The sequence below is a fragment of the Desulfobacula sp. genome, assembly GCF_021107415.1.
The window spans coordinates 1-8,495 of record NZ_JAIOSW010000263.1 but is presented as its reverse complement, the minus strand read 5'-3'; the positions used below and the strand labels follow the sequence as shown (position 1 = coordinate 8,495).

The 8,495-nt window shown below is 39.4% G+C and carries 8 protein-coding genes and 2 tRNA genes; 4 read left to right on the top strand and 6 right to left on the bottom strand.

The features are described 5' to 3' along the window. Positions 1 to 375: 375 nt before the first annotated feature. Positions 376 to 467 (bottom strand) — tRNA-Ser (locus K8S13_RS14060). A 12-nt stretch (positions 468 to 479) separates the two neighbouring features. Further along, a tRNA-Ser gene (locus K8S13_RS14055) sits at positions 480 to 567 on the bottom strand. Positions 568 to 715: 148 nt separating this feature from the next. Here K8S13_RS14055 and K8S13_RS14050 point away from each other — a divergent pair. From K8S13_RS14050 to K8S13_RS14035, 4 genes are all read left to right on the top strand, one after another. Then, positions 716 to 3,247 (top strand): ABC transporter ATP-binding protein/permease, encoded by a 2,532-nt coding sequence (locus K8S13_RS14050; protein WP_291463390.1) that lies wholly within the window; start codon positions 716 to 718, stop codon positions 3,245 to 3,247. Continuing rightward, entirely contained in the window at positions 3,234 to 3,752 is a 519-nt protein-coding gene (locus K8S13_RS14045) for a Crp/Fnr family transcriptional regulator (protein WP_291463389.1), read from the top strand. The genes K8S13_RS14050 and K8S13_RS14045 overlap by 14 nt, the downstream gene beginning before the upstream one ends. Positions 3,753 to 3,820: 68 nt before the next feature. Continuing rightward, complete coding sequence (locus K8S13_RS14040; RefSeq protein ID WP_291463387.1) at positions 3,821 to 4,267, top strand: ATP-binding protein; 447 nt, start codon at positions 3,821 to 3,823, stop codon at positions 4,265 to 4,267. A 31-nt stretch (positions 4,268 to 4,298) separates the two neighbouring features. Continuing rightward, positions 4,299 to 4,631, top strand: coding sequence for an STAS domain-containing protein (locus K8S13_RS14035; protein ID WP_291463385.1), 333 nt, complete (start codon positions 4,299 to 4,301; stop codon positions 4,629 to 4,631). Positions 4,632 to 4,633: 2 nt separating this feature from the next. Here K8S13_RS14035 and K8S13_RS14030 read toward each other — a convergent pair whose 3' ends face one another. The 4 genes from K8S13_RS14030 to K8S13_RS14015 all read right to left on the bottom strand — a co-directional run. Next, positions 4,634 to 5,011 carry a PqqD family protein gene (locus K8S13_RS14030; RefSeq protein ID WP_291463384.1) on the bottom strand — a complete coding sequence of 126 codons (378 nt, stop codon included), beginning with the start codon at positions 5,009 to 5,011 and terminating at the stop codon, positions 4,634 to 4,636. Continuing rightward, a complete protein-coding gene (locus K8S13_RS14025) occupies positions 5,001 to 5,888 on the bottom strand; it encodes a hypothetical protein (RefSeq protein ID WP_291463383.1) in 888 nt (295 codons plus the stop codon). The genes K8S13_RS14030 and K8S13_RS14025 overlap by 11 nt, the downstream gene beginning before the upstream one ends. Before the next feature lie 18 nt (positions 5,889 to 5,906). Continuing rightward, the gene (locus K8S13_RS14020) at positions 5,907 to 6,515 is read right to left on the bottom strand and encodes a hypothetical protein (RefSeq protein WP_291463381.1); all 609 of its coding nucleotides are present in this window, start codon (positions 6,513 to 6,515) and stop codon (positions 5,907 to 5,909) included. 78 nt (positions 6,516 to 6,593) lie between these two features. Beyond that, the coding region (locus K8S13_RS14015; protein ID WP_291463380.1) for a peptide transporter at positions 6,594 to 8,495 on the bottom strand (1,902 nt) is incomplete at its 5' end.

Sequence of the window (8,495 nt, the reverse complement as noted above, 5' to 3'; positions counted from 1 at the left end):
GGATTTTCTTTTTTTGTTTGGTAAGTTGCTAATTGCTGCCGAAGTTCTATAGTTTCTAAAACAAGGTCATCTTTTGATTTGAACAGAATTTGAATTATTTCAAACTGAAAAGCCAACAACCGGATTATAACGCTCGATACATTATGTGCTCCTATATTAATTTTTCACAAGAAGCACATCTGAATATCAGGTTAATTTGGTATTTACAATAAATTTTGAAAAACCCGCATCGTGTTGATATTGTATTATGACCGTATTTTGGCAAACCACAGCATAAGATTGCTTTGCAAAAACATTTTGACAGCATTTTTGACAGCACTGAAACAAAAAAAGGGATTGAAAGCCAAGGCTTAAAATCCCTAAGATCGTTGTTTGTGGCGGAGAAATAGAGATTCGAACTCTAGATGGATAACAACACCCATACTCGCTTAGCAGGCGAGCGCCTTCAGCCACTCGGCCATTTCTCCGTGTTTTGTAAATGGCGGAGGAGGTAGGATTCGAACCCACGAAGCTTTAACACTTAACGGTTTTCAAGACCGCCGCCTTCAGCCGCTCGGCCACTCCTCCGAAATTGACCCAGCTTTTATATCATCTTGTCCAAAACAGGTCAAGAATAAACTTGTCCGGTTTTTAATTCTGGTTTAAAAAAAACAGAGATGGTATCGTAATCTATTAAAATATAATAAATTGAAAAGAAAGGTCCCGGCAGAAAAAAATGGCTTTGAAAAAAGAAAAGGACAAATCAAAAATACCCGTTGTAAAAAGGTCCCTGGCATCATGGATTCTTGAAGGCAATGTAAAACTTCAGATTCTGCTGCTGACAATTATTCCGCTGACGGTTGCCATCAGGGTGGTTCCCCTTGAAATGCAGAAACGAATTGTCAATGAAGCGATCAATTTAAGAAAACTGGATCTTCTGGGCATTTACTGCGGGATTTATCTTGCTGCAGTTGTTTCGGCATCGATATTTAAACTGATTATTAATATCATTCAAACCAAGATCAGTCAAAAAGTGACGGCCCAAATGCGGAAGCAGTTATACCATCATATTTTGACCATGCCCTTGAACTTTTTCAGAAATACCCAGCCCGGTACGGTGGTCAACTCACTTATTAATGAATTAACCATTCCGGGTAATTTTGTGGGGATGGCGGTGGCAGTACCGTTGACCAACATCGTCACCCTTTTGGCCTTTGCCGGGTACCTGATTGTTCTGAACCCGATACTGGGTATTGTATCGTTTTCCATATATCCTGTCATGCTCTACGTGATTCCACTTTTGCAAAAATTCGTGAACCGGGACAATAAGAAAAGAGTGAATACCTCCAGGAAATTGTCGTCCAGAATTGTCGAGTCTGTTTCCGGTATCCATGAAGTTCAGGCCAATGGTGCATTTGAAATTGAAAATAATAAATATGATAATATTGTTGATTCCCTGATGAAAATTCGTATAAAATGGAGCATCTATAAGTTTTCCATTAAAGTTGTCAGCAACTTTTTTATTAATATGGGGCCTTTTTTGATTTTTATTATCGGTGGTTATCTGGCGATTAAAGGACAGTTGGGCTTGGGTACCCTGGTTGCATTTCTGTCTGCCCAGGAAAAGCTGTATGATCCATGGAAGGAACTCATTGAGTTCTATCAGGTGTATCAGGATGGATCTGTAAATTATTATAAAACCATGAACTATTTTGATGTTGAAATTGAGAATGAGCTGACATCCAAAGACAGGGAACCGTATGAACTGGATGTTTCCATCAACGTGGAGAATATGAGCCTGGAAACAAAAGAAGGGGTAAAACTGCTCGATGATGTCAGCCTTAAGATTGCTCCGGGGGAACATATTGCCCTGGTGGGCTTTTCAGGAAGTGGCAAAAGTTCGCTGGCCTTATGCCTGGCCCAGCTTTACAAATATACGTCGGGTCATGCAACCATTGACAATGTTGAAATCTCAGACCTCACTAAAGCGGATATTACAAAAAATGTGGGCCTGGTCTCTCAGTCTCCTTTTATCTTTGATGGTACCATCAAGGAGAACCTTATGTATTCTTATACAGCACTTCATGGTGAGACGTGTTCGTTGAACGGGGAGTGTAAGCCGGAGCTGGACGGACTTGTCCACGTCCTTCAACAATCCGGCCTTTTTGTGGATGTCTTGAGATTCGGACTGAACACCATTGTTGATAATACGGCTGAAGAGTTTATCCCGGTTATCATTAAGATGAGGGAAAATTTCCAGAAAGAGTTTGGAGATACCGTGGGTGAATGGGTTGAGTTTTTTGATGAAAAACAATTTTTTTCTTATGCAAATATTGCAGATAATATAATTTTTGGTGCATCGGTTGCAGAGGAGTTTAAAAATCATAAATTAGTAAAAAGTGCCTTTTTTTTGGAATTTATAGATGATGCGGATCTGACAAGACCTCTTCTGGCCTTGGGCAAAGAAATTGCCGACCAGACAGTGGATATTTTGAAAAATGTTTCCCATGACAAGATGTTTTTTGAACAAAGCCCTATTAAGCTGGAAGAGTTTGAAAAATATGAAACTATTGTTACGCAGATAAAAAATAAAAATCTTCACCAGATAAACAAACAGCAAAAAACAGACCTTCTAGAGCTGGCATTGCGGTTTTCCCCGGGAAAACACAGGATTGCGATTCTTCCTGAATTTATGATCAATCTGATCCTTGAAGGAAGATACATGTTCCGGGAAAGGATCATGCAAAAAGATCCGCATGCCGTCGCATTTTTTAGAAATGACCAATATATTCATTCCCAGACTATATTTAATAATATCCTGTTTGGTATAGTTAAGACAACGAATCCAGGTGCCCGGGAAAAAATAAATCAATTTATGGTGGCGCTTCTGATTGGGGAGGATTTTCTTGAGAAAATGATTGAGATCGGTATGAATTTTGAGGTGGGTACCAAAGGCAATAATCTTTCCGGCGGGCAGCAACAGAAATTGGCTATTTCCAGAATTTTTTTAAAATCACCGCCGATTATGATCCTGGATGAGGCAACCTCAGCTCTTGATAATATTTCCCAAAAAAGGATACAGAATGTGCTTTCACGGCATTGGAAAGGGAAAAGTACATTGATTGCTGTTGTGCATCGACTTGATATTGTGAAAGAATATGACAAGGTTGCTTTTTTGAAGGCCGGTAAAATTGTGGAAATGGGGACCTATGATGAACTGATGGATAGAAAGGGGTATTTTTATGGACTCGTTAATGAACAAAAGTGATTCAGCAGATAAAAGTGAATTTGTGGAAAATCTCAATATTTTCAGACAGATAGGTTTTTTTTCCGGCATCCCCATTGAGGTTATGAAACTTTTTGCCTTTCTTTGCCAAAGACAATCTTATAAAGCAGGAGATTTTATTTTTCGCCAGGATGATGATGACGGGTGTTCCTATTATATGGTATCAGGAAAAACAAAGCTTGTTTTAAAAAAAGAGGAAAAAGAGTATTTAATCCGTGAATATGAAGCGGAAAATTATTTTGGTGTGCTGTCTCTCATTGCGCCCATGGTAAAACAGTTTTCACTCATTGCAACACAAGACACCACCTGTATGGTCATGACCCGGGAGGCTTTTTCCAAAGTAGTGGCCCAGTTTCCCGATATAGCGTTTAAAATCGCAAGATCTATCGGACAAAGAATTTTGCAGGCAGAAAGAAAATGTATCCTTGAGTTTGAATCAAAACAAAGAGATGATTTAAAAAATCTTTTAGGCATCAGCCTGATATAGATGGAATCGAGCCTGATATAGAGAGATTGAGATTGACAAATTAATTAGGTGTCATTACACTATTTGGTATGGGAAAAGTTAATTTATCCATAAAATTAAAAAATCATTTGAATGATCTGGACAAGATTAAAAAGGCTGTTTTAAAGCTGTCCACAGCCATTGACTGTACCAAACAAAAGTTTCAAGAAATAAATTTGATTCTTGAAGAGCTGTTTACAAACGTGGTGTGCCATGGATTCAATGATGATAAAGAACATGATATTGATTTGTCTTTATCCTGTGATGAAAAGTCATTGACAATTCGCATGGAAGATGATGGGAAATCGTTTGATTTTACATCCGCAGCCGCACCTGATACAAAATGTGCCATTGAAAAACGATTTGTCGGTGGTCTGGGGATTCACTTTGTAAAATATTTTGCAGATGATTGTCAATATTATCGTAAAAAGGGTAAAAATATAATTGTGCTCAAAAAGTATATAACAGATGATGAGCATGCAGATGTCGAATCTTGACTTAAAATAATAATTATAAGGGATATCATTCATGGAAATTTTCCAGGAAAATAATAATGGGGTAGAAATATTTAGTGTGAAGGGCAGTCTTGATTCCAACACGTCTTCAGAATTTGAAACTCGGGTATATGCCGCCCTTGAAAACGGTCAGCGAAAATTGATTTTTAATTTGGAAGATCTGGATTATATCTCCAGCGCAGGTATAAGAGTGATGTTAAAAACCACAAAGGATCTCAAACGCATGGAAGGGAATATCGTGCTTTGTACATTGCAGGATTATGTGAGAGAAGTCTTTGATATAGCCGGCTTTGACGGGTACCTGAATATTGAAAACAATATAACGGCAGCAATGGACAATGTCTGAGATTAAGGCTCTTTAATCCCGATCAGCCCTTTCTCTCCTAAAGATCGCAAAAAAAGTGTAACTGAAATTTCAGCCTCTTTATAGTTTAAGGTATGGCGGGTTGCAAATTTTTTGATAATCGCCTTAACATTTTTTTCACCGTCTAAAAGGGACCAGACATCAACCCCTAATCCGTCAAGCTGGATTTTTCTTGTGAATGTTTTTTTGGAGTTTTGTCTGATTATTTTTTGTATCTTTAAAAAAAATGGCTTATACATGGCCTGATATGTGAGAATCAAATCGCCTGAATCCAGATAGGTTTCTTTAACCGTTGTGTTTTTTTCAGGAATACACAAAAGGGCGTCTTTTTTTTTAAGCGTATTTTTTTTTCTATATATCACCGATAACAGACTCTTTTATTAAATCATGTTCAAATTTTCCCCGGGAATCAACCATAACACCAATAATTCTATTACTCTGTTTTTCCTTGCATATCCTGAAAATCATGTAGCGTGAGTAATGGTTAAGGAAGGGCAGGATATGGCTGTTTTTTATAATTTCCTGCTGATAATTCCATTGAAAAAAATTACCGCATTTGCAAACACCTGATTTTGCAAACCCCTGGAGCCGCCTGATCCGCTGGGTTGCAAATTCTGTGATACTTATTTTTGACAGCAAAAATGATGCAGGGCCCCAGGAGTAAACAGTCAGCTTTGTCTTTTTGGACTCAAAATTTAAAATATAGCAGCCCGGTTTAAAATTATAGTCTGTCATGCTAAACTTGTGAGGCGTTGAAAAATGTAATCCAAATACTTGCCAGTAGTTGTGACCATCATTTGAATGGTCTTTATATGATAGTAGAATTGATTCCTGCAATAGGTCAAATGTTTTTGATTTTGAGAAAAATCGTATCAAAGAAAATTTTTTACAATGAGAGCAGAAAATAAGAGAACCCCTTCCAAAGGAAGAGGCGCTTTCCCATGAAAAAAAGAAAAATTCGAGATCCGGGTTGGTTTGCTTAAAAGAATCGGGTGTTGAACGCTCATAAATTTTAATTTTAAGTTTCTTTTGTGTTTGAGCTATAAAATTTTTTAAGTATCTTTCCAGAGTGAATTTTTCCGGTGAGTCAGTCCATTTTATTTCCATTCTCGGCTGGGTATCTTCACCTATAATAACATGGTCCTTATCAAGACTGTCAATTTCCCAGGTCATTGGCAGTCTGAGCGAGACGCCATTCCAGGCAAATTTTTTCTGCAAAAGTTCCTTTGGGTTAGGCATCAACAATAACTCTTTTCATCAATAGGGGATATACAGATCCCACAAGGCCTTTCCTTTTAGCCTGGGCAGAGGTTCTATAATATTCCTGCCGGGGGATTTTGTCATAAAACAGACCCTTTCTTTTTCGATCTGGCTGGTCAGTGTGAGTTTTACAGCATTCCCAAGTTTTTCATCCTCAACCATGCTGTTGTGCTGCAGGGTAAGACTTATTTTTTCTTTTTTATTATTTACAAACGACCATTTCCAGGCAATGATTGTTTGGAAGGGATCACCACGGTATTCACTCGGGGGACCCAGTTCTTTTTCATATCGGCGCAGCAATTTTTTAAAAAAAGATTTTGATGCATCAGCAAATTTTAATTTAATCCTTAATATTTTATCGGGTGCATCACACAATCCATAGGCGATCACCCCGGATTTGAATCCCGGCCGTTGGAGTGTCTTGCCTTCACCAATGTATTTATTAAATGTATCTTCCCTGCAGGTTTTCATATCAATGAGATGATGATACTTGGAAATGTTGTCTCCCAGTTCAAACCCGCCAAGATGGATTGGAAATTTTGCATGGGCATGGTATGGGGAAAACAAAAAAATTGAAAAACAGAAAATGAGTATCTTTATTTTCATTATCGCTCGCCTTGTATTTGAAAATGTTTTCAGGTTTTTGTTCAAACACAATTCATAGTTTACCACAAGTATTGTTTTTTAAAAAGCAGTACTTCCAAGAGATTTTAATATGAGTGTCAAACCCATTGCAAACATACCGGTCAATCCCATTCCGCATGAAAAGCCGGCCAGCAGAACCGGTGCATATTGACGCCATTGTTTTCCATACCGTTTTAGAAAAAAGAACCGGCCTAAAAGGGCACCTAAAACTTCTAATATCATACCATGGGGAGTGCTTTGGCCAAGCCCCCTGACAATACCGTAGATCAGGAGAACCGGCAATCCAAAAAAAGTGAGAATTGCATAAGTGATGACACCAAACCCCATGCCTGAGAAAACAACATTTCCATTTAATGCCTGGTAAAAAAGAGAATTGCCTTCCATGGTTGAGGATTGCATTAACAGGGTGTTTAATGCCTGAAGATGCCATAGTTCCTGGGCATAGGGGTAACTGCTGGACGGGATGGGAGCCAGGCGCCAGATGAATTGTGAAAAAAGCAGGCTTGCAATCATGACGATTGGGAAAACAATAAATTCTGCTTTGATAACACCTCTCAGGCTTGTCCCGGTCAGTTCAATTTGTCTGAAATTTACAGTTGCTTCACCATAATTATGGATGGGAATCGGTGCATACCAGATTTCAATCCCCTGATATCCGAAATATTTTGCCCCGGCGATGAAACTGGCTTCTCGAACCAGAGGAAGACTGACAAATTGTCCGGCAATCCCTTCCATCCTGGCAGTGATATAGGAAATGACCGGGGTATAGATAAATCCGTAAAGAAGGAAAAAAATCCATGGAAAGGTAGGAACTAAAATCGTACACAGCACCACGTAGGCAAGGGTTGAAAATATATAAATGGCAATGGCAATCTTGAAATCAAAATCTCCCCTGCCCGGGGGAGGGTTAAAAAGGTCTTTTAAACTGCCTCTCTCCATGTTCGAAGACCCTTTAAAGGACTTAACGACCTGCCATAACCCGATCAGTCCGATGGAAAGTCCAAGCCCGATACCAAAACTCATATAAAAATCAAAATTATTAGCAAAAATAGTTTCAACAGTCCCCATACCCTGGTGCCAGCTGTGGAGAATTCCATTGTGATACAGCATCGGGTTGACAATGATGGTAATTAAAAGTCCGATAAGTCCGCCGATTACAGCCCAGAAAGGAAGAACCATACCCAGAAAGATTAGTCCCAGATCCAGCTGAATACCGGTTGCAACTGCCGGAAGGATACCTTCTGTATGTCTTGTCAGCTCCACCCAGGGGATGGGAATCAGTCGAATGGGTTCAGTAAAAATAAGACCTGAAACTGCCGGAATGAGAATATAAACTGCTCCAAACGCAAGTCCGATGACACCGCCAATGGAAAAGACCCGCCATTTCCAGCTTTTAAGCTTTTCATCCCTGGATTCCGCCAGGGCAATCGTTCCCAAAGCACCCACCGGTGCCATGGGAAAGGGCAATTTTTCAACATCGGAAGTGATTCGAAACAATGCATACCCCAGTCCAAACTGATCTATTCTCTGGATGATTTGTGAACCCACCAGAAGAAGAATGGGGATTAACCAGTCCTGGTGGAAAAAGGTTCTTTCTAAAATCGCCATTGATTCGGGCTGGGGTGCTATCCATAATGGTATAAATTCTGTCAGTCCAAGCATCTTGGCGGCATCGGATTGAACCAGGTATTGATTCCATAAAAGCCCCTGAAAAGGGGATGCCATTGCCGCACCGGCCATATAATAAAGAAGAAATATTTCCTGCTGTTTTAAGTCGGAATAAGCCCTTTTTGCAATTTCTGCAAAAAGGATAATGGTCACCCATCTTGCGGCCGGACCTATTCCTGTGCCGATGACCAGCTGAAGATACATGCTTCCCGGCATCATGAGAAAACCGATAAAAATGGCACCCACAATAGTCTTCCAGTTAAACCCTTCTTC

What these genes read in the sequence shown, in the direction of transcription:
- K8S13_RS14050 (WP_291463390.1), top strand. Translation starts at nt 716, where the DNA reads ATGGCTTTGAAAAAAGAAAAGGACAAATCAAAAATACCCGTTGTAAAA.
- K8S13_RS14040 (WP_291463387.1), top strand. Translation starts at nt 3,821, where the DNA reads ATGGGAAAAGTTAATTTATCCATAAAATTAAAAAATCATTTGAATGAT.
- K8S13_RS14035 (WP_291463385.1), top strand. Translation starts at nt 4,299, where the DNA reads ATGGAAATTTTCCAGGAAAATAATAATGGGGTAGAAATATTTAGTGTG.
- K8S13_RS14020 (WP_291463381.1), bottom strand. Translation starts at nt 6,515, where the DNA reads ATGAAAATAAAGATACTCATTTTCTGTTTTTCAATTTTTTTGTTTTCC.
- K8S13_RS14045 (WP_291463389.1), top strand. Translation starts at nt 3,234, where the DNA reads ATGAACAAAAGTGATTCAGCAGATAAAAGTGAATTTGTGGAAAATCTC.
- K8S13_RS14025 (WP_291463383.1), bottom strand. Translation starts at nt 5,888, where the DNA reads ATGCCTAACCCAAAGGAACTTTTGCAGAAAAAATTTGCCTGGAATGGC.